At 39.0% G+C, this 24,492-nt stretch carries 22 protein-coding genes and 1 pseudogene; 11 read left to right on the top strand and 12 right to left on the bottom strand.

All coding sequences use genetic code 11. The features are described from left to right. Positions 1-436 precede the first annotated feature (436 nt). Entirely contained in the window at positions 437-820 is a 384-nt protein-coding gene (locus NEOC84_RS05980) for a hypothetical protein (protein WP_207391816.1), read from the bottom strand. A gap of 586 nt (positions 821-1,406) precedes the next feature. On the opposite strand from NEOC84_RS05980, the gene NEOC84_RS05975 reads away from it, so the two are divergent. The 7 genes from NEOC84_RS05975 (at position 1,407) to NEOC84_RS05945 (ending at position 11,385) form a co-directional block, all read left to right on the top strand. Further along, entirely contained in the window at positions 1,407-2,570 is a 1,164-nt protein-coding gene (locus tag NEOC84_RS05975; protein WP_166156597.1) for an MFS transporter, read from the top strand. A gap of 34 nt (positions 2,571-2,604) precedes the next feature. After that, positions 2,605-5,169: a toxin-antitoxin system YwqK family antitoxin gene (locus tag NEOC84_RS05970; RefSeq protein ID WP_166156594.1), complete on the top strand. Its 2,565-nt coding sequence runs from the start codon at positions 2,605-2,607 to the stop codon at positions 5,167-5,169. A 502-nt stretch (positions 5,170-5,671) separates the two neighbouring features. Continuing rightward, complete coding sequence (gene sufB, locus NEOC84_RS05965; protein WP_166156591.1) at positions 5,672-7,111, top strand: Fe-S cluster assembly protein SufB; 1,440 nt, start codon at positions 5,672-5,674, stop codon at positions 7,109-7,111. A gap of 6 nt (positions 7,112-7,117) precedes the next feature. After that, positions 7,118-7,903, top strand: a complete 786-nt coding sequence (gene sufC / locus NEOC84_RS05960) for a Fe-S cluster assembly ATPase SufC (protein WP_166156589.1) — start codon at positions 7,118-7,120, stop codon at positions 7,901-7,903. Further along, positions 7,900-9,246: a Fe-S cluster assembly protein SufD gene (gene sufD / locus NEOC84_RS05955; protein WP_166156586.1), complete on the top strand. Its 1,347-nt coding sequence runs from the start codon at positions 7,900-7,902 to the stop codon at positions 9,244-9,246. The genes sufC and sufD overlap by 4 nt, the downstream gene beginning before the upstream one ends. Continuing rightward, the gene (locus tag NEOC84_RS05950; protein WP_166156583.1) at positions 9,227-10,465 is read left to right on the top strand and encodes a cysteine desulfurase; all 1,239 of its coding nucleotides are present in this window, start codon (positions 9,227-9,229) and stop codon (positions 10,463-10,465) included. The genes sufD and NEOC84_RS05950 overlap by 20 nt, the downstream gene beginning before the upstream one ends. Next, entirely contained in the window at positions 10,450-11,385 is a 936-nt protein-coding gene (locus NEOC84_RS05945) for an L-threonylcarbamoyladenylate synthase (protein ID WP_166156580.1), read from the top strand. Before NEOC84_RS05950 ends, NEOC84_RS05945 begins: the two co-directional genes overlap by 16 nt. A 520-nt stretch (positions 11,386-11,905) precedes the next feature. Here NEOC84_RS05945 and NEOC84_RS05940 read toward each other — a convergent pair. Continuing rightward, positions 11,906-12,124 (bottom strand): hypothetical protein, encoded by a 219-nt coding sequence (locus tag NEOC84_RS05940; protein ID WP_347566657.1) that lies wholly within the window; start codon positions 12,122-12,124, stop codon positions 11,906-11,908. A 520-nt stretch (positions 12,125-12,644) separates the two neighbouring features. Between NEOC84_RS05940 and NEOC84_RS05935 the strand changes: the two genes are divergently transcribed. Next, positions 12,645-12,935: a DUF4277 domain-containing protein gene (locus NEOC84_RS05935; protein ID WP_166156577.1), complete on the top strand. Its 291-nt coding sequence runs from the start codon at positions 12,645-12,647 to the stop codon at positions 12,933-12,935. Between the two features lie 21 nt (positions 12,936-12,956). Beyond that, complete coding sequence (locus NEOC84_RS05930) at positions 12,957-13,352, top strand: IS1634 family transposase (protein WP_166156574.1); 396 nt, start codon at positions 12,957-12,959, stop codon at positions 13,350-13,352. A 307-nt stretch (positions 13,353-13,659) separates the two neighbouring features. Here NEOC84_RS05930 and NEOC84_RS05925 read toward each other — a convergent pair whose 3' ends face one another. From NEOC84_RS05925 to sctJ, 6 genes are all read right to left on the bottom strand, one after another. Beyond that, positions 13,660-14,541, bottom strand: coding sequence for a flagellar biosynthetic protein FliR (locus tag NEOC84_RS05925; protein WP_166156571.1), 882 nt, complete (start codon positions 14,539-14,541; stop codon positions 13,660-13,662). Between the two features lie 97 nt (positions 14,542-14,638). Then, positions 14,639-14,920, bottom strand: coding sequence for a type III secretion system export apparatus subunit SctS (gene sctS, locus NEOC84_RS05920; RefSeq protein WP_042241710.1), 282 nt, complete (start codon positions 14,918-14,920; stop codon positions 14,639-14,641). Between the two features lie 10 nt (positions 14,921-14,930). Beyond that, positions 14,931-15,818 (bottom strand): type III secretion system export apparatus subunit SctR, encoded by an 888-nt coding sequence (gene sctR, locus NEOC84_RS05915; RefSeq protein WP_242678212.1) that lies wholly within the window; start codon positions 15,816-15,818, stop codon positions 14,931-14,933. Further along, complete coding sequence (locus NEOC84_RS05910) at positions 15,811-16,467, bottom strand: HrpE/YscL family type III secretion apparatus protein (RefSeq protein WP_166156565.1); 657 nt, start codon at positions 16,465-16,467, stop codon at positions 15,811-15,813. The genes sctR and NEOC84_RS05910 overlap by 8 nt, the downstream gene beginning before the upstream one ends. After that, entirely contained in the window at positions 16,464-17,327 is an 864-nt protein-coding gene (locus tag NEOC84_RS05905) for a hypothetical protein (RefSeq protein WP_166156562.1), read from the bottom strand. Before NEOC84_RS05905 ends, NEOC84_RS05910 begins: the two co-directional genes overlap by 4 nt. A gap of 11 nt (positions 17,328-17,338) precedes the next feature. Then, complete coding sequence (sctJ, locus tag NEOC84_RS05900) at positions 17,339-18,331, bottom strand: type III secretion inner membrane ring lipoprotein SctJ (RefSeq protein ID WP_242678211.1); 993 nt, start codon at positions 18,329-18,331, stop codon at positions 17,339-17,341. A gap of 798 nt (positions 18,332-19,129) precedes the next feature. Here sctJ and NEOC84_RS05895 point away from each other — a divergent pair. Then, complete coding sequence (locus tag NEOC84_RS05895) at positions 19,130-20,503, top strand: MATE family efflux transporter (RefSeq protein WP_166156559.1); 1,374 nt, start codon at positions 19,130-19,132, stop codon at positions 20,501-20,503. A gap of 101 nt (positions 20,504-20,604) precedes the next feature. Here NEOC84_RS05895 and NEOC84_RS05890 read toward each other — a convergent pair whose 3' ends face one another. The 4 genes and pseudogenes from NEOC84_RS05890 to NEOC84_RS10170 all read right to left on the bottom strand — a co-directional run bounded on the left by NEOC84_RS05890 (position 20,605) and on the right by NEOC84_RS10170 (position 24,143). Then, positions 20,605-21,882: a leucine-rich repeat domain-containing protein gene (locus NEOC84_RS05890; protein WP_166156556.1), complete on the bottom strand. Its 1,278-nt coding sequence runs from the start codon at positions 21,880-21,882 to the stop codon at positions 20,605-20,607. A 293-nt stretch (positions 21,883-22,175) separates the two neighbouring features. Next, on the bottom strand, positions 22,176-23,216 hold the full coding sequence (locus NEOC84_RS05885) for a leucine-rich repeat domain-containing protein (protein ID WP_278248313.1): 1,041 nt from the start codon (positions 23,214-23,216) through the stop codon (positions 22,176-22,178). Positions 23,217-23,264: 48 nt separating this feature from the next. Beyond that, a pseudogene (locus NEOC84_RS10175) lies at positions 23,265-23,378 on the bottom strand (leucine-rich repeat domain-containing protein); the annotation flags it as partial. A 15-nt stretch (positions 23,379-23,393) separates the two neighbouring features. Beyond that, complete coding sequence (locus NEOC84_RS10170; RefSeq protein WP_207391814.1) at positions 23,394-24,143, bottom strand: hypothetical protein; 750 nt, start codon at positions 24,141-24,143, stop codon at positions 23,394-23,396. Between the two features lie 55 nt (positions 24,144-24,198). Between NEOC84_RS10170 and NEOC84_RS05880 the strand changes: the two genes are divergently transcribed. Further along, positions 24,199-24,387, top strand: coding sequence for a hypothetical protein (locus NEOC84_RS05880; RefSeq protein WP_166156553.1), 189 nt, complete (start codon positions 24,199-24,201; stop codon positions 24,385-24,387). Positions 24,388-24,492 lie beyond the last annotated feature (105 nt).

Here is a 24,492-nt window from a genome sequence, read left to right as displayed (position 1 = left end):
AATAGCCCGGTGTGATATTAAGCTGCCAGCCTCCCCTCTTAATTAATCATCATTTTGCCTAACCTAGGAATATTTAGGTATAACTGGCAGAGAGGACGCATACAGATTTAAAAAGCTGATAGCTTAAATGCTGGATGTAAGTTCTCCTCTGCAAAGAAGCTTAAAAACCAAATTTTTTTTAATTAAGACAATCTAGGTAACACTTATAAATGAATTTTCATTATAGCTTATAAAACTCTTATCCCACACAGTTCTTATAATGAGACCTTTAACCAAATTTTTTGCCAAAGTAAATGATCAAAAACTAAAATCTGAGAATCAATTAAGCTAGCCATTTTTCTAAAGAGCAGAGATAGGACCTCTAAAATATCGCAAAATAAATACTTAACGTAAAGTTATAGGAGTTACTCTACTCTAATCATGTATATAAGATTTGCTAGCAGTCTCTTTGTTGTTGGATATTAGATAAGCTATCCGAATCTGGGGGTGATTTCATGCTATCATAATAGTGCGAGAGTATACTTTCAGCTAGCTTTCCCATAGGAATATCCCCCTCGCTTTTATCTTTCCAAAAATATCCCTGTTGCTGCAAGCCATGCACGAAATAAAATTGTTCAAAGGCTTTAGCATATACTTCTTTATTATCATTAGGGTAAACTCTCCAGCTCACGCGGTGTAGGTTTTTAAATTCTGAAGAGACGGTAATACCTGTGATAGTTAATTTTTCTAGCATTTTCTCATCAAGGATATTGACCTCCTTTTGGGGAATCAATTCGGCTACAACTGAATTTGTAAGAGGATGGATAAGACATCTAATCATTTTATTACCTTGATTTAAAAGTTATTATTTAAATATTCTTCTTCATAACTCACCTGAACATTTCTTATTACCTCGCGTATAGGAGTTTGTTCCTCTAAAGCTTTATTTAATTCTTCTGCCACGATCTTTATCCACTCAATTTGTTGCGCAGAGGCCCGCCATTTTCTTCCACAAGGCCTGCATACTCATTTCATGTTTCACTTGAGAGCAATCCTGCAACTTTTGCTTAAAAAGATTCTTCCAAAGGAGAAAGCAAGAATGTTAAGCGAAAAAGAGGGAAATGAGTAAATGCGGCACGCCTCTTCATAAAGCCAGAAAAAATTAATGAGGCTAGCCAAATAGGCCTATGTTCGCTCGTTTTTCGATTAGGTATGCTAACTTCTCTGAGAATTTTTTCTCTGCCTTTTGTTTAAACTAATTTTTTTGTTATAAAAGATATCACAGAAAAGTAGACAGCTACTTTTAGAAGGTTAAAATTAAAGAAGATCCTAAAAGGCCTAGCTAGCCTACTATTCCCTTTATTACTTAATTCCAAAACTTTATAATAGCACCTACTTTCTTTAAATTATTATTTTATGACTTTTTTATGATCCGCCCGTTAATCTTTATCTGGTTAGCGCACTTTCTCGTAGATTTTATGATAGGGATATGGGCTATGTATAAGACATTGGCTCATTTAGACTTATTTCTTGCTGGGACTATATCGGCTGCAGGAGCTTTTTTTGGGGAAGGGATGCAAATATTTTTCGGGCCTTTGAGCGACCGAGGATGGCGTAAGCAGCTTATCTGCCTGGGCGTCTTATTTACGGCTGCCAACACCTTTTTAGCTTACTCTACAAACTATTGGATGCTTCTATTGATTTATTCTATTACTTGTGTAGGGTCGGGAGCTTTTCATCCTGCAGCGACTAGCTTAGCTGGAGCTTTAACACCTCATCGCAAAGCAATGGTAATTGCTATCTTTGCTTCCGGAGGAGCTTTAGGGCTTGCAAGCAGCCAAATTATCTACACTTACTTTCATTCTGCTTTACATGGTGCCACGGCCATTTTAGTCCTACCGGCAATCCTTTTGGTATTTACTTCATTCTATGGTCTCCAAGGAATCCACAATTTTACCCCTATTCAATCTGCCCATGATGTTAATCTCAGAGCTCTTTTTAGGATGTTCAAAAATCGCAATCTACGTCTCTTGTATATCGCGCAAGTCTGCAATCAAACGCTTTTTTGGGCTACCATTTTTCTTCTGCCCGACACTTTAATATGTAAAGGCTACAACCCTTGGATTTGCCATGGCGGCGGCCATCTTTTTCTTATCTTAGGAGGCGCTGTGATGTTGATTCCGGCAGGCTATCTATCTGATCGATATTCGCCTAAGAGAGTTATCCTATGGGCTACAGTGGCGGCCATGATAGCTTTTTATATATTTTTGCTTTATCCTACCTTTGACAATATTACGTTCGTTGCTCTAATTTTTTTATTGGGGGCTTTTTTCACCACTGTTAATTCAGTATTGATCGCTTTTGGCCATTGGATGGTCCCTGAAAGTCCCGGTATGGTAAGCGCCTTCTTGATGGGTATGGCTTGGTGTGTATCGGAAGGCTTAGGACAGGGCGGGGGTGGTTTAATGACGAGATTTTTTAATGAGCATGCTCCTGTCTATGCTTTAAGCATCCTAGGTGTTTTTTTCATTATAGGAATAATTGCTACTTTATCGTTGCCAACTTTAGAAAAAAATGAAATTAAAGGGTAGTTAAATTAAAAAAAGTTTTCATTTAAGGTATTTCATGTATTTTTTATGCCCTACTTTATTTCTTATTATTTTCAGCTTCTTTACTAAAGGCTTTAGCCAAGATCAGACCTTGCACCAAGCTGGTGAGCTTCCCATTACGGAAGCTGTGATCACCACTTTAAAAGAAATTCAACCCAATTGGCGCCTGGAAGTTATCGAGAGTCATCCGGATGGCACCCCTAAAATTATCTTATATTACGCACCCTCTGGAGAGAGTAAAGAAGGGGTTCCGGCCAAAGAAATACACTTTAGAAAAAATGCTAATCCGGAAAGAGAAGTGGATTTACTCTATTTAGATCAACGTCCTGTTTATCATGGTCCTGGACTATTTTTTAATGAAAACGGTTCTGTTCAAAAAATTATTTTCTACGATAAAGGCAAGCTTCATGGGCCCATCAGAACATATTTTTCTAATGGCTTAATTGAAAGTGTTCATTATATGAAGCAAGATGTTAAGCATGGTCCCTTAGAGATTCGTTATTCTAATGGAGAAATAGCAGAAAAAGGCTTTTATGAAAATGATCAGCTTAGTGGTCAATATGAAACTTTTTATCTCAATAAAATAAGAGCTTCTCTTATCTATTATTACCAAGGTTTGAAACAAGGACTTGCCCAAGAATGGTATGAGGATGGCTCTTTAAAAGCAGAAGCCCATTACCATCTAGGGCTGCTTGATAATGGAAAAACTGTTCCTGCCTTCCATCTATATTATCCTAATCGTATGACAAAAGAGTTTCAAGATTTTTTATATGGGCAGCCTAACGGTCAGCATGTAAAATATCATCCTAATGGCAAAGAAAGTTACAGAGTTAGCTATACATTAGGAAAAAAAGAGGGCTTGGAACAATTTTTTAATGAGGATGGGCAGTTAATAGGCCAAGGAAAATTTATTCATGGCATTCCAACAGGATTGCATTTTCTTAACCATCCTAATGGTAAAATCGCTAAATCCGCCCATTATGATCCTCATGGGCATTTACTTGAGCCTATCTTAGAATTGGACGCTAGCGGCAATAAACTTGCTGAATATAGGCTTATCCATGGAAATTACGAAGGCTCTTACAAGGAATGGTATCCTACAGGAGTACTTAAAAGTAGCTATTTCTATAAAAACGGGCAATTAGATGGAAAACAAGAAGAGTTTCATAAAAATAGCCAACCTAAGCTTCGTATAACCTATGCAAACTATCAAAAAACTGGCTTGTTTGAAGAATGGTTTGAGGATGGCCAACTCTTTCTAAAGGAGAGCTATAAAGAAAATGCGAAGGATGGCCTTAGTCAAACATGGTATCCTAATGGAAAACTCAATATTCAAGCCCATTATATCAAAGGAGCCCTTCATGGGCTCTATGAAGAATGGTTTCCCAATGGCCAACTTAAAAACAGCACTAACTATTCTCATGGCCAGCAACAAGGCGAATTTCGTCGATGGAATGAAGAAGGCACACTTTTATATGAAGCTCATTTTGAGCAAAACCTACCTACTCATAAAGTTCAAGAGTGGCACAGTAATGGTCAACTCAAACGCATCAGCTTCTATCAAAAAGGCAGATTACACGGCAAAGAAGAAACATTTTGGCCTAATGGGCAAAAAGCTAGCCAGCTAAACTATCAGCACGGAAAAGTTGAGGGCAATTCCTTTACCTGGTACGAGAATGGCTCGCTTCATCAAGAATACACTTATCAGCAAGGCTTGCGAACAGGGCCTGCGCGTGAGCTTTATCCTCCTGATGCCATAACTGGTCAGCAAAATCTTTCCCACCTGTTAAATTATCTAGAAGGAAAGATGCATGGGGAACAAAAAAGCTTTTATAAAAATGGCCAGCCTCAAGCCATACTAACATATGATCATGGCATCCTTCATGGCCTTAAGGCCTTATGGAATCAAGAGGGCATCCTTATCGAGCAAGGTTATTACCAGCATGGTAATCTAGAAGGCCCTTATCAAACCCGTAAACCAAATGGCCTTATCGTGAAGTCCCATTACCAAAATAATCGTTTGGAAGGCCTGCATCAAATTTTTTATCCTTCAGGTGATGCTAACCCTAAAGTTAAAGCCCTAGAGGCTCACTATGTGAATGGACTTCTTGAAGGTGAGCTAGCAGAATATAATGAAGCTGGCAATAAGGTCAGCAGTACCTTTTATCATCAAGGCGTCCGTGATGGGATGAGTACCACCTACTACGAGGATGGTAAAACTCATCGCACCTTGTCTTACAAAAATGATATTATGCAAGGCCCCCTCCTCGAATACTTCCCCAATGGAAAAGTTCGTCGTAAAGAAGAGTATATTCAGGGAAAAAAAAATGGAGAAGTTCTATCTTATCACGAAAATGAGCAACTAGCTTCACGTGGCACCTACCAAAACGGAAAAAAAGAAGGCCTTTTTCAATACTGGAATAACAGAGGAGTACTCTATTTTGAAGCGGAATATAAAAATGATTTACGTCATGGGAAGTTTAATAAATACGATCAGATAGGTCATCCGCGAGTTTTACAAACTTACCAAGAAGATAAGCTGATAGATAAAAAAAAGCTCAATGAAGAGATCAATCATTAGATAAATCTTTTTACCATACCTATCTAGGTTTAAAGGCTTGTTAACAATTAGAAGCTTATGAAAGTTATATTTTATTGCCTCTCTTTCTCTCTTCTAGAAAGATGCCTTACAAGCCGCTCAATCGAATAGCCAAAAAGTCTGGATTACATAAGCTTTGGGGATTTGAGAGCGTTTTAGATCTGAATAGCTATCCTCGGCCTTTAGCATGATAGTGTGGTCTCAAAGATTACACCTTTAAGGCGACATGATGGAGGTTATGAGTATTTTACTAACCCTTTTAAGGAAAAAAGCTAAACGCGAACTTCTTACCCATTGGAAAAATAACTAACAAAATAATTTATTTATTACTTAATTATTTGAAAATTAATCATTTAAATGATATAGTATATTTTTAATCTTTTTAAAGTTGATGCCTTGATTAAAGGCTATTCTTCGTCAACTTTTTACTTTTTACATTTGTCAAGACTGTGATATCCTCTTAGCAAGTTATAAGGAGAATTTAATGGCTACACAAGAAGCATTTAGGGGACAATCCGATTATAAATACGGATTTTCAACTGCGGTTGAAATGGATAGTCTACCTAAAGGGCTCAATGAGATGACTATACATGCCATCTCGGCAAAAAAAAATGAACCTCAATTTTTACTAGATTTTCGCCTTAAAGCCTATCGTCTATGGCTTGAATCTACCCCACCCGTCTGGCCTAATGTCCACTATCCTCCTATTGATTTTCAAAATATTTGCTACTATTCCGCTCCTAAGACTAAGGCTAAGTATAATAGCTTAGATGAAGTAGACCCAGAAATTTTACGTACTTTTGAAAGATTAGGGATTCCTTTAGATGAGCAAAAGAGATTAACCAATGTCGCGGTCGATATGGTTTTTGATTCCGTTTCGATTGGGACCACTTTTAAGAAAAATTTAGAGGAGGCAGGAGTTGTTCTTTGCTCAATCTCTGAAGCGATTAACCTTTATCCTGATCTTGTAAAAAAATATTTAGGCAGTGTAGTTCCTATTGGTGATAACTTCTATGCTACCTTAAACTCTGCAGTGTTTACTGATGGCTCTTTTGTTTACATTCCTAAAGGCGTTAAGTGCCCCATGGAACTTTCTACCTATTTTCGCATCAACGATAAAGAAAGCGGCCAATTTGAACGCACCCTTATCATTGCTGAAGAAGGCTCATCTGTTAGCTATTTAGAAGGCTGCACAGCGCCTGCTTATGACAATAATCAGCTCCATGCTGCAGTCGTAGAGCTTATTGCTTTGGATCATGCAGAAATTAAATACTCTACCGTGCAAAATTGGTATGCAGGTAATCCAAAAACCGGAGAGGGTGGAATTTATAATTTTGTAACTAAGCGCGGTCGCTGCGCAGGTATTTCGTCTAAAATTTCATGGACCCAAGTAGAAGTTGGAGCTGCTATTACATGGAAATATCCTAGCTGCATTCTTCAAGGTGATCATTCTGTAGGGGAATTTTACTCTGTAGCCCTTACCAACCATCATATGCAGGCTGATACAGGAACAAAAATGATTCATCTAGGAAAAAACACCCGTTCAACCATAGTTTCTAAAGGCATCTCAGCCGATACCTCTCACAACAGTTACCGTGGCTTAGTTAAAATTGTGCCAAGAGCCCATGGAGCTCGTAACTATACGCAATGCGACTCTATGCTAGTAGGAGATCAATGCTCAGCTAACACTTTTCCTTATATTGAGGTAGGCAACTCTTCTAGCCAAGTTGAACATGAAGCCTCTACCTCTAAAATGAATGAAGAGCAGCTTTTCTATATGAGAAGTCGCGGTCTTTCTCAAGAAGATGCTGTCAATATGATCGTTAATGGCTTTTGTAAAGATGTGATTAAAGAATTACCTCTTGAGTTTGCTGCAGAGGCTCAAAAATTGCTAACATTAAAACTTGAAAATTCGGTTGGATAATTATTCATGACTCACCTTTCCCAAGCGCTAATAGAAATTAAAAATCTTCATGCCAATGTAGAAAACAAACCTATTTTAAAAGGATTAAACTTAACTGTACAACCCGGTGAAATTCATGCCATCATGGGTCCTAACGGTGCAGGAAAATCTACCCTTGCAAAGGTCTTAGCAGGCCATCCGGCTTATGAAATTACATCTGGGGAGATTTTGTTCAAAGGCCAAAATATAGTGGAATTGGCCCCAGAAGATAGAGCCCATGCAGGAATTTTTATGAGCTTTCAATATCCTTTGGAAATTCCTGGGGTTAGTAATCTGCAGTTCTTACATGCCTCTTATAATTCTGTATTGAAAGCCAAAGGTAACCCTGAAATGCCTTTAGTAGAGTTTGAGAAATCTCTCGATGAGATTATGAAACGTATGGAAATTAAAACGGAATTCAAAGAACGTAGCCTGAATGAAGGCTTTTCAGGGGGAGAAAAAAAACGCAATGAAATCTTACAAATGGCTGTTTTACAGCCTGCGCTTGCGATCTTAGACGAGACTGACTCAGGGCTTGATATTGATGCCATGCGTATTGTGGCTCGAGGTGTCAATCAATTGATGAATCCTCAGATGGGCCTAATTCTTATCACTCACTATCAACGGCTTCTCGACTATATTAAACCGAATGTTGTCCATGTCATGGTAGAAGGAAAAATAGTGCAATCCGGTGGTCCTGAATTAGCCCACCAGCTAGAAGATAAAGGGTACGATTGGTTAGTGCCGGCCCCTCAAAGCGAGGCCCTAAGATGATCACGGAGAGCTATACCGATCAACAAGCTTTTCAGCAGATGCTTCAAAAGATGTATGTTGAGGCTATTGAAGAAAAAGATCCTACACAAAAGCTTAAAGAAAAAGCCTGGCTGCGTTTTTTAGAAATCGGTTTACCCACTCGCCAATCTGAAGTTTTTCAATATCTTCGTTTAAGAAATCTTTACATACAAGCCTTTGAGCCCGCGCGCGTTATCCCCTTATCTGCTGACTCTATTGCACCGCACATTTTGCCCGAATGCGTGGGCTCTGTTTTAGTGATGATTAATGGAAATTATTATCCAGAGTTATCTAATTTGTCTGCTCTTCCTAAAAGAATGGTTATTCTACCTTTAAAGGAAGCTTGGCGGACTTATGGAAGCTTTCTAAACAATCAATGGAATAAACTGCTCAAAGAAGAAAAAGATCCTTTTGCAATTCTTAATGCGGCGCTGCATCGTCAAGGAATCTTTATCTACGCTCCCCCTAAAACCCTGGTAGATGTCCCTTTGCAGCTATTACATTTTAATAGCCATGAGACCGACCTTTCTCTATGGACAAACCCGAGAATCCAAGGCTTCATGGGGGCTCACTCCCAGCTTGATTTAATAGCCACTCACGTGGATGGGCCAGGAAAGCACTTTTTATCCAATATTTCTATCGAAGTGGCAATGGATGAAGAATCTCACTTACGCTACTTCCAAGCTCCTTTTGAAATTTTAAATAAACATTGGTATTTTGAAGCTTTTCGCGCTAACCTCAAAAAAGGTAGTACCTTCAAATCTGTTTTGGCTAGCAAAGGCGCTACTTCTTTAAGGAACGACTATCGAGTAGTTCTCGCCGGAGAAAATGCAGAGGCTAGCTTAAATGGCCTTTGGATGCTTTCTGATCAAGCAGAAGCCCACGCAAATATTTTAGTGGAACATCAAGCCCCTTACTGCCGCTCCATGCAGCTTTTCAAAAGTGTTTTAAACGATGCTAGCCATTCTAGCTTTGAAGGCAAAATTTTAGTACATCAAGCTGCCCAGAAGACCCAAGCTTTTCAGCTGAATAGCAACTTACTGCTTAGTGATAAAGCTAAAGCTGAGAGTAAGCCTAACCTCGAAATATTTGCAGATGATGTTAAAGCCTCCCATGGAGCTACCATGGGACAGCTCGATGCAGAACAGCTTTTTTACTTAAGAACACGGGGGTATTCAGAGAAAGCCGCTAAAAATCTTTTAGTCTACGGCTTCTGTAAAGAAATCATTGAGATGATCCCCTACCCTTCTCTTATGAATGCCATTAACAAGCAAGCCTACCGATACCTTATGCAGGAGCCAGGCGATGAAACTAGCTTCTTTTGATGTGGAAAAAATTAGGAAAGACTTTCCTATGCTTGCTAAAACGATGCATGGAAAACCGCTTATCTATTTTGACTCTTCCGCTACCGCTCAAAAGCCGCAGTGCATGATTGATTCCATCCAAGATTTTTATCAAAATCATTACAGTACAGTCCATCGAACCATTTACGAATCTTCTCTTTTGGCTACTAAAAAATACCAAGAAGCCCGCGAGAAAGTTCAAAAGCTTCTTAATGCCTCAAAAAGCGAAGAAATTATCTTTACGCGCGGCACCACAGACTCTATCAACTTAGTGGCTTATTCTTTTGGAAAAGCCTTTATCAAACCTGGGGATGAAATTATTTTAACGCAGATTGAACATCATGCCAATATTGTTCCCTGGCAAATGATGTGTGAAGATAGACAAGCTGTTCTAAGATTTATTCCCCTCGACAGCCAAGGAAATTTAAATTTAGAAGAGTTTGCCAAGCTTTTAAATTCTAAAACTAGACTAGTCGCTTTAACGCACGTTTCTAATGCTATTGGCACTATCAATCCCGTCCAAGAGATGATCCAAATGGCTCATGCCTATGGAAGCAAAGTACTGGTGGATGGCGCGCAAGCTGTTCCGCATATGAAAGTTGATGTCCAGACCTTAGACGCAGATTTTTACGCTTTCTCAGGTCATAAACTTTACGGGCCTACAGGAATAGGAATTTTATACGGCAAGGCAGAGCTTCTCAATCAAATGCCGCCTTATCAAGGAGGCGGCGATATGATTGATAAGGTCGATTGGGAAAAAACTACCTATAATGTACTACCTTTAAAGTTTGAAGCAGGGACACCCCTTATCGCGGAAGTGATTGGTTTAGGCGCTGCTATTGATTATATCAATACGATCGGCTTTTCTGCTATCCACGCTCATGAGCAGGAGCTCTTAGAGTATACCACTAAAAAAATGGAAAGCATTCCGCAAGTACGCATCATTGGAAAGCCTAAAGAAAAAGCTGCTATCATCAGCTTTATCGTAGAAGGAGCACACCCGCTCGATATTGGCACTATGCTGGACTTAAAAGGAGTAGCTATACGCACAGGACATCATTGTGCACAGCCCACCATGCGCCATTTTGGTGTACCAGCTACTGCCAGAATATCTTTTGGCTTATACAACACTAAAGAAGAAATTGATCACTTCATTATCTATCTGCAAGAGGTTATTGCTCTATTATGCGCATCTCAGTAACAGAAGCTATTCAACTGTTAAGGGCAGGGGAAGTGGTGAGTGTACCGACAGAGACGGTGTATGGGCTAGCCGCCTCTATAGATCATTTGGAAGCTATCGACTATATTTACACCCTTAAAAGGCGCCCCTCGAATAACCCTTTAATCATCCATGTCGCTGAATTGAATGATATATTATCTTACCTGGAAGGAAAAGTCAGCGATTTAGAGAGTTTGGCACGGGGCTTTTGGCCAGGCCCTATGACAATCGTGCTACCCGTCAAATGTAAATTAATTCCGGCAAAAGTACGCGCCGATTTACCAACGGCAGCTTTTCGCATTCCTCAGCATCCTTTAGCTTTAGAGTTATTGAAACAAACAGGCCCTCTCGTTATGCCCTCAGCCAACCTTTCAGGCTACCCTTCCTCCACTCATCCTGAGCATGTGGAGCATGATTTTGGTAAACACTTTCCTGTGCTAGACGGAGGGGCATGCCAAAAAGGCTTAGAATCCACCATCTTAATGTATAGAAAAGGTGGCTGGCAAATTATACGCCAGGGTGCCTTAGCTGCTGAGAGCTTTTATCCATCTTTAGGATATATGCCTAGAATTCAACAACAAAAAGGTGAAAAACCTTTGTGTCCAGGAGGCATGTATCGCCACTATGCTCCCCAAGCTAAATTAACCCTTGTACAATCTTTTCAGGATATCACCGAAGGCGTTATTATTGGCTTCAGCGATCGAAATTACCCTGCAGGCTGCAAAGTTTTAACTCTAGGGCCTCTTGTAGAACCTGAGCTCGTTGTTTCTAATCTATATGCCACTCTTCGGCAACTCGACCAGGAAAAGCACAGGCAAGCCTATGTGGATGTAAACTTTTTAAAAAGTGGAATTTTGGCTACCTTGTCTGAACGCTTACATCGAGCAAGCGAAGGAGCTTAGTAAACGAGGTATAAACATATGCTTGCCATAGAAAAGGGTAAACGTTAGCCGCAGCTTTATTGTTAACGATCTTGGCTAAAGCCTAAGGAATTATCCAAAATATAAGTGGCGCTTTAAGGTTCTATTCATTAAGTTAGCTATCTTTTATCTAATTCTCTCAATAACTCTCGTATTTCTCCCTATCCAGCGCCAAAGACAAGCGCTTTCTAAGGAAAAAATTTTCTGAAGAAAGCTCTCTAAAAAATGCAAGGCAGTCTTCTATTTCTTCCTGACTTTGACACTTGTTAGACTTAAATTGCTGATTATCAAAGATCGTTGTTTCGAAAGATGGCAATATTGCCACTACACTCCATTGAACTAATGCTTATTCATAACAACCCATCCATTACCATTTCCCCTGAATGTTTAAGCTTTAAGGTTTGAAGTATTTCTTTAGATAATCCTTTTGCTGGTGTTCTTAGCAAGATAGGCTTGCCATTTACTTCTAATAGAGAAGCTTCTAATTCACCAATAGCCTCCCTTATTTTTCAACAGTATGATCTTTTCCTTTTCTAATTAAGGCGATCTCTAAATTACGATGCATTGCAAAGGCAAGGAAACAAAGCACGATATGTCCTATGATTCTTTCTGGGCTGGATAAGTAGATGGGCCTAATTTCTAAAGAATGTTTCATGACGCGGAAAGACTTTTCCATTTTCCATAACCGATGATAGCTAGAAAGGATCTCTTCTTTTTTCATACTCTGCTTTGAAACCTGAATTCCATAAAATCCATCCCATTGCTTATCTTCATTAATTTTTCTAGATCTAATCCTAGCGAGGATGCTTGTTTTTTTTCATTTTTTAGATATCTGTTAGCGCCTTTTTTCGATTCTAAAGAAGCTGTACCCTGATCTAACCTCTCCATGGCTTTGTGAATTAATCGCTCTCTATCTTTTCGATCTTTTTCTGCTCTCTTTAAGCTCTACGTGCAAATAATTCTTTCCTTCAAGATCTGTGGCTTCTTCTTATTGTCTTCTACCTTACATTCCTCAGCAAAAAAAAATAATTAGGGATTTTGAATGCTAATCGAGTAAGATGTTTTCTTTAAAGGTTTTAAGCTAAACGACTGAAAGTTATGCAAATAGATACGCAAAACGTCGATCATTTAGAATTGGTAGCTTAGAATGTGTGAGGAGATATAGGGTTAGCTGACCTTATTGATCAAGCAGTAGGTAATCAGGCGAAGAATAAGCATATAACCTATGTATAAGCTGTTAAATGCATGATCTTAAACGGATTGGGATTTGTAAGTCGGACGCTTTACGTGTTTCTGAATACTTTGAAGGCAAACCCATCGATCATTTGCTAGGTACGCCAGTTATACCAAAGCAGATTGATGATAATGTTCTAGGCAGAGCACTGGATAGGCTATTTGAATTGGGCGTGACTCATCTTTTTACTAAGATAGCCCTCTATACAATCAAAGTACTTGGCATCCAAGTAAAAAGTTTGCATTTAGATGCGATAAGTTTTCACGTAGATAGAAACTATGAGAGCCTATTAGAATAAGGAGAAGGGTGCATTCGTCTAGTGCAAGGCTACAGTAGAGACCATAAGCCTGATTTAAACCAAGCTCTCTTGCAGCTTATCACCTCCAATGAAGGCAATGTTCCTTTATACATGCAAGCGGCTGATGGCAATAGCAGCGATAAAACAGCCTTTACGCAAATTGTTGGCGAATACCTTAAAAGCTTTCGGCAAGCCGTAGAGAATCGTTATATAGTAGGAGACAGGGCTCTTTATACACCAGCTACCTTGCAAGTTTTTAAAGAAGAACAAAGCTTATTTATCACGCGTGTGCCCATGCAGATTAAAGAGGCTAAAGAGCTTATATTTGAAGTGCCTTACGACAAGGCGGTAGAAATAGCAGAAAGCTATCGAGCTTTTGAGAGCACCTCTTGCTATGCAGATGTTGAACAAAAATGAGTAGCTATTTTTAACCAAGCGGCCTATCAAAGAGAATGCCGCACTTTAGCCAGGCATTATCTTAAGGGCAGTGAAAAAGAATCCAAAGCTTTTTTAAAGAATTATATGATCGCATATGGCTCAGCTACACATCCGATCGCTAACAAATGAGATAAATGTGTTCTTTGCTAAGCACGTGACTTTTTTAGACCTAATTTTACCAAATGAAAAATAAATACTTAAAAGGCGCCTGCCATTCAAGAGTTTTCTGCCAGCCTATGTATTAACCGCTTGCCTGTTTTTTAAACCGGGATTTTCAGGCAAAAAGTCATGATACTACCCCCACCTCATTAAATCCACTCACGCTTCCTTTAATCGTCCTTAGCATGTTGATCACTTCATTTATCCATACATAGCCTTGCTTAGCCATTTCTTCATTCAGCATTTTCCAACCTACACATACAATTAATAGGGCTAACAAGGATTTTAAGGGCATGCCTAAAAAAGTAATCTGTACTTGTGGGGCTAGGCGGTTAGCAATTCCTAAAAAGAAGTCTGTCATCATAATCATGATTAAAGCAGGTGATGCCAAACGAATACTGATGACCATTATTTTATTTAACAGGGCAATTTCGTTCGCCCAGAATACTGAGGACCGTTCGAAAAATTTGGAATTGATAATTTGATCAGCAGGAATCACTTCATAAGATGTAAGGATAGCATCCATGAATAAAAAAGGACCGTCGATCATGAAAAAAATCCAAATCATCACGTAGTTAAACAATGTCCCTAGAGGCGAAGACTGATTTTGAATGGTCGGATCATTAACCATTAAGCTGGCTCCCCCCCGCTGGTGATCAATGATAATACCAGCGCTTTGTACAATCACAAAAGGCAAGCTAATGAGGAATCCTATGATTGTCCCTACGAACAACTCTTTAAATATTAAAAAAACTAGCTTTAGGTTGAAATCAATTTTATGGGTGACTAATAGCAATTGCGGCAAAAAGATAATGAAGAGACCAATCCCTAGCGCCACTTTGGCAGGCTGAGGCATTACCCTTGCTCCAAAAAAGGGTGATTGCAAAAGAATGGGAAAAAAGCGAGAGAGAAATAAAAAGAAAAGCGCAACAAAAGAGAGCAATCCCCCTTCGGTGTTGAAGGCGCTATTTAAAAATAACGCTATAAAACTGTCGGTAGTTTCAGCCATTATCACATTCTTATGTTTTTTATCTCTAGGTTAGCTAGTAGTCTTTAAAGCCTAAATAGAACCAAGGGAAAGTGCAATTGTGTTTACCAGTTGTCTCTCACCCTTGAGAAGCTAAACTCCACTGCGCAAAGTGGGAAAATATATCGCCTGCAAACTCCATGATCTGAGCTCCCAACCATCCACCCAAAATCATCAAAGTAAGCGTTACCGCGACCAATTTTATAGTAAATGATAAGGTCTGTTCTTGAATTTGTGTGGCTGCCTGAAAGATCGCTACGATCACCCCAAAAAACATACTCACCAAAATGGGTGGTGCTGAAAGGATAAGAATCAGCAAAAGAGCATGATAAGCAAGCTGTATAACCTGTGTTTGAAACATAATCTCATCCTTAGCGGAAAGTGTTTACCAAGCCTTCAATTAACATCGTCCATCCGTCCAGCATCACAAGTAAAAATAATTTTAAGGGCATAGATATGGTTACGGGAGATAGCATCATCATACCCATCGCTAATAAAACGTTTGATACGACGAGATCGATGACAAAGAAGGGAATGTAGATGAGCACTCCTATCTCGAATGCATCTTTAAGCTGGCTAGTAATATAAGCTGGCACTAAAATCATAAAATCATCAGGCTTTAGCGTGGGCCGATAATTATCGGGTAAAACGCGATAAGCCATACGGTAAAACAAGGCATGATGCTTAACGGAAGAATTTCTTTTCAAAAAATCACGCAAAGGCTCTCTCCCAGCTTCTACCAAAGCGATTATATATGCAGAAGATCCTGCAGAAATAAGAGATTCTGGAGCAGCTTGCTGGTTAACCACATGCATCGAGGCATCATACATCTTTAAAGCCGTAGGATACATCACATAGATACTAAGCATGAAAGCAACCCCGTTGATCACTTGATTGGGAGGGGATTGTTGGACACCCAGCGCACTACGTAAAAGCGACAAGACGACGACAATTTTCATAAATGAAGATAAAATCATCACTATAAAGGGCAGCATAGCCAAAAGAGATAATACAGCCGCTTGAGTAATCAAGGAAGGTTTTCTAAAATTATCAAACTGTATATCTAGCTCTTTTTCTGCAGGGGTTTTCTCTCCGGGCCTTACTACAGCTTTTCCAGCTTCTATCGAAGTCGTACTCCGAGGAGGAGAACTTTGGGCCCAACATTCAGGGGAGATCATACATAATAGAGCTAGTACTAGCATCCATGACAGACAGTTTAAAGAAAATAATCGTTTAATAATTGCTTTTGTTTTAGCCATGCCCCTGTGCCGCCTTCTCATGTTGTTTCATCATTCTATCAAAAGCATTTTCAATAATACGCCATTGATTTTCAAGCTGGGCATTGATAATACCGCCTTCGGTCTCAATAATACATCCGCCCGATTCAATATCTGCACGTTCTCGAATGATCAAAGTTTCAAGGCTTTCAAAGAGATCTTTTACTTGCTGACGACTTTTCTCTAAAGCTTCGAGATCTTTTTTATTAACGTAAATGGTGATTTTTTTATGTGTCACCACTGCTTTTAAGCTATTGCTAACAATATCTACGACAGCAGTTTCGGATAGCTCCAGCTCTCTACCGACAATCTTCTTAGCAGCTTTTAGTGCAATGGGTAAAGCTACTTTTTCTGTTTCATGGCGTACATTTATAATCTCTTCTTCCACTTTAGCGATTTGCTCTATCCATTTCTTAAAGCCTTCCTCGAAGCCTTCTTTTTGCGCCTGCTCCTTAAGTTTTTCGATTTCTTCAGCTACTCCTTGCTTATACTTAAGGGCATCTTTTTTTACTTCTTCCATGAGTTGGTAAGCTTCCAATGCTTGCGAAAACTCTTCGGCAGGAATCACACGTGTTTCTGGAGCTACATGAACGCTATTGCCATGAATCAGAGAAAAAAATTTCTTTTTCACATTTCACTCTTCAGTTTTAAAAAGTTTATAACATTTATCACTTGCTGGATAAGTACCGAGGTTATAGCAGGATTACTCTGTGGTTTATAATGTTTTTCTATAATAGCGCTACGCCCTGTATCCAATTTCCTTAGCAAGTACCACATACAATGAGGGTGAGTGCCGCTTAGAGCCTTTCCTAAGCGGTAAAGACCTCTTTGGTGAATTTTTCTTTGTAGCTCAGCGCCCTCCCCTTTCCATTTCTGTAGATCCATTTTAGCAGTAATAAACCTACTTTTTTGATGTAAGCAGAGACGAACAAACTGGATTTTTTTATTATCTAAACATGCATAAACTTTTTGTAAACTTTTCTTATCTACCACATGACGCAATTCTTCCGCTAAATCATATAAGCCTAAAAAATCAATTAAGTAAATAATTTCCATGCGCGATAGGGTTAGCAATATGGATAAATCCTGCTTGGGCAAAAAAGCGGGTGAAAGAATTTCAGTTTGTTTAATTTGATCGTATAGCTTCTTAGTAAAAAATGCACTTGCAAGCTTAGGCATGGAGACAAAGGGGCCATTAATTTTTAAATATTTTTTTAAGCTAGTGGCTAAAGGGTTAGGCAATGCGGAAACCATAAGATTTTGAAGATGAGTAGGAAGCTTGCGAAGGTAAGGAGCCACCCAAGAATAATGAATTTCTTTAAGAAATTCATGCGGCTTAACAAAGATAGGATCTATCTCTGCCGTGATGATCTGATGTCCAGCTATTTGCTTTGCTTCATCTTCCGGTAAACACTTAAGAAATTCTTGAGAAGTCTTAGGATGAAAGCGATTTAGCAAAATACGTATAAGAATTTGCGTTTTGGCGTGCATGATAAAGAGCCTTATGTCTCATCAACATCTTTATCAACCAAGCCTTTGTCTTCCGAGGAATTTTTATCTTCCGTCGGTTCTTCAGCATCCTGGATCTTCTCTTCTTCAGAAGTCCCAATTTTTAATGGTTGGAGATGAAACAGTTCTTTAAAACCCCCATGCCTTTTTAATAAAGGATAAATTTTCCAAGTTAACCAAATTAAACACAAAGCCATCAGTAGAAGAAGAAAAGAAAAAGTAAAGAAAACGACTCGAAAACGTGTCACCGACTCCTTAGCTAAAACAATTGTCCAAATACTCACGTAAGATTTTTCTTCATGCTCGCCCGATGAAAATGAGGTAGATAGATCGCTTCCTCGTGCTCTATCAGAAATGACTGTTACATCATTGAAATTTAGTCCGGTTATGCTTGCCGCCACTAAACGTTTGATTTTGGTAATTAAATGGCTATTAGGATCATCTAACACTCCATTGTGTTTTACGTAAACAGAAGCTGTGATTTTGCCTTTAGTTTTCCCAGGGCTTAGAGGGTCTTCCTCGGGAAAAGAAAGTTGGACCTCAGCATCTAAAACACCATCTATCTTACGTATAACGCTAGCAATCTGCTCGGCTAGTCCAGCCTCATAACGAATTTTATCCTGTCTTTCAGAAGGTACCAACCCTACATTAGAAAAAATGGAAAGTAAATTTTGACTACGTTTCCTAGGCAAACCAGCTTGGTTTAACAAGGCCATGGCCTGAATAGCATCTTTCTCGTTTACGCTTACATCCCATAAAACTATTTTAGAGGCACCGGTTCCTCCCCCTGCAGATTGTATCTTGTTGGCATTGATTCCTTTGCTCTCTAGAAAAACAAGAATTTCATTAGCTTCTCTTTCATCCAAACTATTGACAATTGTCTTTTGTGACTCGCAACTAGTGAATAGAAAGGAAGAAGCGATAAGAAGTGAATAGGCAAAGAAGCGTAACATTTGATGGGAAGCTAAAGTAATGAGGTTATACATGTTTATATCTCAATTTTGTTATTAAATGCATCCTAGCATATTGATATATTTTTGCTATACTTTCTTTCTTGCAAAAATGAAACTCAAGCTTCTCCTTAAGGAAGAGCTTTATCAAGCTGGGCTTACTTTGATTAAAAACAGTAGGCAATTACAACCTTATTCTCTTCATATAAAATTTGGAGTATCCTTCTAGCATTTTCCCCATTTTCAACAAGGCAAGGCTATTTAAATATTCCCAGTCAATAAGTTTATCACTAAAAGTGATAGATTTAAAGAAAGCAAGAAGCTTTTTCTATCTTTCTTGTTTTTATTCTAAAAATCCCCTCTTACTTGCTGCTCAATCGTAAGGCTAAAGAAAGAAAACACCTATCTTTCTTCTTTAAAACTTAAGCAAGGAATTTAAATACTTTTTTTACATAGTTAGTTTTCTCTATCTTTTTCATCAAAAACGTAAACGGTCATGGCGAAAAGAAATACTTAAGCTCTTGATAAGCAGAAGATAATGTAATCAGAAAGCGCAGTAAATAGAAAAACAGTTATTTGAGAGCTTTTTTGTCTTTGTAGATGCCCGCAGAATCCCATCTAAATTTGGGCTTAGCCCCGTGACCGCTTAATTAAAAGCTTTCTTCCTACCTCTTAAAAAGCCAGAGGGTTTTTTCTCAACAAAAATTGTTTACAATCCCCTGCTCATTTGTTATGGTATTAGCCAAGAAGCCTTTTTACTGATGTAATCTCTTTCTTTATGACCATTTTAATTTTATATAAAATTTAAAATATCTTTGCTTTTCATAAGGTCCTATGGCACTTACTAAATATCAAGAAGGCAGCTTTCGAGAGCTTTTTTCTATCTCTTTGCCGCTCATGCTCTCCTCTTTTTCTATGATGCTCATGCTTTTTGTCGATAGATTACTGCTAGCCCATTATTCTACGGCAGCCCTTAACTCAGCAGTCAATGCTTCTACCTTAGGATGGGGATTACTCTTTGGATGGGTGGTGCTGACCAATATTACTGAAGTTTTCGTGGCTCAATATCATGGCGCTCAACAGTTTAATCGTATGGGTGAGCCTGTTTGGCAGATGATCTGGCTTTCCCTCTTTTCTTTCCTTTTCTTTATTCCTATGGCTATATGGGGAAGCGAATGGTTTTATGGCTCTTCCCCGCAAACAGCCATGGAAAGAACTTATATGCGCTGGATGTTATTATTTGGCCCGACTTTTGCTGCTTATGCCGCCCTCAGTGGCTTCTTTGTTGGGCAGGGCCAAACTAAATTGATTACTCTTTTAGCGATTGGTGCCAATATTATTAATGTTTTTTTAGATATCTTTCTTATTTTTGGTATTGAGGGAGTGGTGCCTTCAATGGGCATCCTGGGAGCAGCTATTGCCACAAGCCTAGGATCTTTATTTCAGATGCTGGTCCTCTTTTATTTTTTTCTTAAGAAAGAAAATAGAGAAAAAAAGGGTACAGGAAATTTTTACTTTCGCCCTCTAGCTTTTTGGCAATGTTTTAAAATTGGTTCTCCAGGAGCAATGTTTGCATTAATAGAAATCATGGGTTGGGCAGCTTTTTATCAGATGATGACAAGATTGAGCGAAGTACATATTACTATAGCAGGAATTTGCCAAAGTCTATTTATGCTGCTGCTTTTTTTTGCAGAAGGTGTAAGTAAAGCTGCTACTACTATCTGCGGAAATCTTATTGGTGCTAAACGCACCTGGTTCATTTCTCACGTATTAAAGGCCGGTATACGTATTCATCTGCTTTTTTTATTGGTTATTTCTACCCTGTTTGTCTATTTTCACCCTCTACTTATCGACCAATTTCTCCCTTATGCTACCCCTGAATATAGAGCTTTTATTGAAATAAAACTCATGAATTGCTTATATGCCACTCTTATCTATGTATTTTTTGAAGGCATTCGCTGGCTGCTATCGGGAATTTTAACAGCAGCTGGCGATACTACATTTTTATTAATTGCAGGGTCCTTAAGCGTATGGATACTGATGGTTGCTCCTGTCTACTTCTTTGTAGTAAAAAATCAAGCTTCCGTAGAAGTGGCTCTTTATTTTTGGCTGCTTTTTAGTATAGGAACAGTGATCATCTACTATTGGCGCTATGCCTCTGGCTTATGGAAAAGCAAGTCTATTATCTTAGAAAAGCCTATCTTATAGGCAGAACAATCAACAAAAAGCTAACGAACGCTTCCTTAATTCTTCACGCGTAACTTTTTCTATTTCTTTACTCTTAATTAATTTAAAAGACAAGCAAAGCTTTACAATCTAAAGTGCTGTTTTAGTTGATCTGGAATGTTCTTCAAGGCATTTCCCCTTAACATGAGAATTAACTCTTCTGGTAGCTGCTCTATCTCTACAGGAAGAGAGGTAAGCTTGTTGTCCTCTAAGTTAAGCCAACGTAATTGCGAGAGCTGCCCCATCTCTGTAGGAAGAACGGTAAGTTGGTTATTGCTTAAGATAAGAGCTTTTAGCTGAGAGAATTGCCCTATCTCTGTTGGAAGGGCGGTGAGATGGTTGTGGTCTAAGCAAAGGCTTTGCAGCTGTGATAACTGCCCTATTCCTGCAGGAATAGAGGTAAGCTGGTTGTTGCTTAAATAAAGCCATCGCAATTGCAAGAGCTGCCCTATCTCTGTCGGAAGGGCAGCTAGATGGTTGGTGCTTAAATTAAGTGTTTGAAGCGGTAAGAGATGTCCTATTTCTGCAGGAAGAGTGGCGAGCTGGTTGCTGTTTAAATGAAGAGCTCGCAGCTGAGAAAGCTGCCCTATCTCTGAGGGAAGAGCGGTAAGATGGTTGTTGTTTAAATAAAGAACTTCTAGCTGGGAGAATTGCCCAATCTCTGTGGGAAGGGCGGTGAGATAGTTGTCGTTTAAGTACAGCTCTTTCAGCTGAGAAAGCTGCCCTATTTCTGCAGGAAGAGTGGTAAGTGGGTTGTTGTTTAAATAAAGAGCTTGCAGCTGAGAGAGCTGCTCTATCTCTGGGGGTAAAAAGCTTAAGCCGATTCCCCTTAAATATAGCCTTTCAATATTTTTACCGTGGTTTTCTATCCAATCTCTAAAGAGCTCTCCTTGTTTCTCTAAAGGTAAATACTTGATTTTTTCCTGACTTAAATATTCTTCTCCACCAGGAAGCTTTTTCCACATTAATAGGCGATTAATATTTATAAGATAAGAGGTATAGTTAGCCAGCGTAAAACATCTCTTGTCCTCGGTTCTCCATTTAAATTCTAACTCCAAAGGGGCAAGCGATCTAGCTAGAGCAAAGGTTTGCTTGAAGATTGCCTTAGCTTTTTCTCCTTCTGAAAGCCTATCTTCTAGCTTATAAATTTTATCTAGAATAAAAGCCTGCTTGCTAATATCTCCTTGAGGAAAGTGCATTTTACCTATTTGCTTATAAAGGGGCGGCATGACTTCAGTAGCTAGCAAATGACGCCATCTTGTGCAAACGCTAAATAAGGAGGGGTTAGCACAAACCTTTAAGATAGGGAGCAGCAATCCATTGGGCAAGCTTTCTATAAAGGCCGAAGAGATAGGATTCATGAAATGACCTCTTTAAGATGCGTATATATTTTTAGTCGCTTTGTAGAAGTATCGCCTTATACATAAAAAAACAAAATAAGCAAAAAAATAGTAGAAATCAAACTTTAACATTTAGCATTGAAAATGAAGGAGTATAAAAAGCTGTTAGAAAATTTTTGCCTTAATTTTAGCTGAGAAACAGAGCTTTAGATCCTATGCCTATTAAACCAAAGGCTTTCTACATCTTTAAAGCTTCTAAGCCTGCCAATTTGCCATTTTAATGTTATAAATGATGAAAAAAGGCACCTTTTCAGCTACAGTCTAAAGTGTTTTTTTAGTTCATTAGGAATACTTTTCAGCGGATTTCCATCTAACCTCAGATCTAAACGTTTAGGTAGCTGCCCTATCTCTACAGGAAGGGAAGCAAGCTGGTTATCGCATAAATCAAGCTCTTGCAGTCGCGAGAGCTGCCCCATCTCTGCTGGAAGGACGGTAAGATAGTTATTGTTTAAATGAAGTTTTTCCAGATAAGATAGCTGCCCTATCTCTACAGGAAGGGAAGCAAGCTGGTTATCGCATAAATCAAGCTCTTGCATTCGCGAGAGCTGCCCCATCTCTGCTGGAAGGACGGCAAGATAGTTATTGTTTAAATGAAGTTTTTCCAGATAAGATAGCTGCCCTATCTCTACAGGAAGGGTGGCAAGGTGGTTGCCACCTAAGCGAAGGATTTGCAGCTGCGATAGCTGCTCGATCTCGGCAGGAATAAACGTAAGCTGGTTATTCTCTAAGTCGAGCCATTTCAATCGAGAGAGCAGCCATATCTCAGCAGGAAGAGTGGTAAGCTGATTGTTTTTTAGATTAAGGTAGTGCAGTTGCAAGAGCTGCCCTATCTCTGCAGGAAGGGAGGTGAGCTGGTTGCTGTTTAGATGAAGTTGTTGCAGCTGAGATAACTGCCATATTCCTGCAGGAAGAGTGATAAGATGGTTGTCGCCTAAGCAAAGACTTTGCAGCTGGGATAGCTGCTTAATCTCGTCAGGAACGAACGTAAGCTGGTTATTCTCTAAATCGAGCCAATCCAATTTAGAGAGCAGCCATATCTCAGCAGGAAGGGAGGTGAGCTGGTTGTTTTTTAAATCAAGGCGGTGCAATTGCGAGAGCTGCCTTATTTCTGCAGGAACAGAGGTAAGATGGTTGTTGCTTAAGGAAAGTCTACCGAGGTGTGATAGCTGCCCTATCTCTGCAGGAAGGGAGGTGAGATTGTTGGCATCCAATTCAAGGCCTAGCAGCTGTGATAACTGCCCTATTTCTACAGGAACAAAGCTAAGCTGGTTGTTGTTTAAATAAAGCCATCGCAATTGCAAGAGCTGTCCTATCTCTGCGAGAAGAAAAGCAAGCTGGTTATTGACTAAGCTAAGATCTCGCAACTGAGGCAGCTGACCTAGCTCTGCAGGAAGGGAGGTGAGCTGGTTGCGGCCTAAGCAAAGGCTTTGTAGTTGTGATAACTGCCCTATTCCTGTAGGAACAGAGGTGAGCTAGTTATCGCTTAAGTTAAGAGCTTTTAGCTGAGAGAATTGCCAAATCTCTGTGGGAAGGGCGGTGAGATGGTTGTCGTTTAAGTACAGCTCTTTCAGCTGAGACAACTCTCCTATTTCTGCAGGAAGAGTGGTAAGCTGGTTATGGATTAAGCTAAGAGCTCGTAGCTGCGATAGCTGCCCTATCTCTGTTGGTAAAAGGGTTAAGCCGAGTGCCGTTAAATATAACCTTTCAATATTTTTACCCTGGCTTTCAATCCAATCTCTAAGAAGCTCTCCTTGTTTTTCTAAAGGTAAATACTTGATTTTTTCTTGATTTAAGTATTCCCCTCTACCAGGCAGTGTTTTCCACATTAACAGACGATTAATATTTATAAGATAAGAGGCATAGTTAGCCAGCGTAAAGCACCTTTTTTCCTCGGTTTTCCATTTAAATTCTAGCTCCGTAGGAGCAAGGGATTTAGCTAAAGTAAAGGTTTGCTTGAAAATTGCCTTAACTTTTTCTCCTTCTAAGGATCTATCTTCTAGCTTATAAGTTTTATCTAAAATAAAAGCCCGTTCGTTAATATCTCCTTGAGGAAAGTGCATTTTACCTATTTGCTTATAAAGAGAAGGCATTACCTCGGTATCCAACAAATGTCGCCATCTTGTACAAACGCTAAATAACGAGGGGCTAGCACAATTCTTTAAGATAGGGGTTAATATCTCATTAGGTAAATGCTCGATAGTGATAGAAGAGCTAGGATTCATTATACGGCTTCCTTATTAAAACTGATGTCTATTATCAAGCGTTTTTAAACCATAGATGAATAAAAAAGAAACAAGACATACAAGAAAATATCAAAAAACAGCTTCTTACACTCTACTTGAAGCTCAAAAGACTAGAAAAAACATAAATGAAACACTTTTAAAATTCCTTTTTGCTTTAGCAGGGAACGACATGCCTTTAGATCCATCTATAGGTAGAAGGTCAAATATTCTCTCTACCCTTTAAAATTTTCAAAAAAGTATTTTAAAGCTTATTTCCTTCCTTATACCATCCTAAGTATTAGTGTATAGCCCCTAGTTTGTGAAAGAAAAAATAAATTTATTCATCTCT

Source organism: Neochlamydia sp. AcF84, from assembly GCF_011087585.1.
In the GTDB taxonomy this organism is placed as follows: domain Bacteria; phylum Chlamydiota; class Chlamydiia; order Chlamydiales; family Parachlamydiaceae; genus Neochlamydia.
This window is presented reverse-complemented; position numbering and strand designations above follow the sequence as displayed.